The following is a 1,049-nucleotide window of genomic DNA, read 5'->3' as shown; positions in this document are numbered from 1 at the left end:
GGCTTTGTTGCATAACTCCTGATAGGCTTGCTGCGGGATTTATTTGAGATTACTACGCGACGCGGACGGTATTTGGTGTGCCGATTTGCGAGAAGCGATTGAGGATTGCAGCACGGACTTTGAGCTCGGTTATCTGACGCTCGAAGGTGCGGGCCATGACGCGCTGGCCAAGCAGCTTGAAGCAGTGCATTTTCGTTTCGACGAGGCTGCGGCGATGGTAGCCGCTCCACTTCTTCCAGATGGTGCGTCCAAGCCGTCTGATCGCACGGAGCGTTTCATTGCGGGCAGCCGTCCCGGGGCCATCCTCCTTCCATGGTCGACCGTTGCGGCGGACCGGAATGATGGCTTGCGCCTCGCGTTTGGCGATAGCGGCATGGCACTTTTTGGTGTCGTATGCGCCGTCCCCACCAACGCTGCTGATCTTCTCATCCTTTGGGATCTGCGCCAACAGATCGGGGAGGACAGGCGCATCGCCAATCGCGTTGGTGGTGACCTCAATGGCCCGGATATCAAGCGTTTCTGCATCGATCCCGATATGCACCTTGCGCCACTGGCGACGATAGGAAGCGCCGTGCTTGCGTGTCTTCCATTCCCCTTCGCCCATCATCTTAATGCCGGTGCTGTCGACCAGAAGATGCAGGCCGCCAGAACTGGGACGCCCGCCAAGCGTCACCGGCAGCGTCTTCTGACGCCGGCACAACGTCGTATAATCCGGCACCGGCCAGTCCAGATCAGCCAGCTTGAGCAGGCTCGCCACCAGCCCCGTCGCCTGCCGCAGCGGCAGGTTGAAAAGCGCTTTCAGTGTCAGGCATAGTTCGATCGCGCTATCAGAAAAACGAGCCGGGCGACCAGGGCGGCCGCATGGTGCCGACAGCCACCGCATGTCCGGATCAAACCAAATATCCAGAGAACCACGCTGCTTCAGCGCCGTATTATACGCGCTCCAGTTTGTCGTGCGATACTTTGGTGAGGCTGGCTTGGGCATAGCCGCCCCCTAAAGCACTCGATTCACCTGAGGAATCCCCCAGGCGCAATTTCGCAACAAAGCC

Annotated in this window: 1 protein-coding gene; it reads right to left on the bottom strand. The window is 59.3% G+C overall.

Annotated elements, in window-relative coordinates; genetic code table 11:
• Positions 1 to 52: 52 nt before the first annotated feature.
• Positions 53 to 985: an IS5 family transposase gene (locus tag ET21_RS0121930; RefSeq protein ID WP_030541367.1), complete on the bottom strand. Its 933-nt coding sequence runs from the start codon at positions 983 to 985 to the stop codon at positions 53 to 55.
• Positions 986 to 1,049: the final 64 nt, after the last annotated feature.

Origin of the sequence: Sphingobium sp. DC-2 (assembly GCF_000722555.1) — a bacterium.
Classification (GTDB): domain Bacteria; phylum Pseudomonadota; class Alphaproteobacteria; order Sphingomonadales; family Sphingomonadaceae; genus Sphingobium; species Sphingobium quisquiliarum.
The sequence above is the reverse complement of the archived record's forward strand: the minus strand, read 5'-3'. Positions and strand labels throughout refer to the sequence as shown.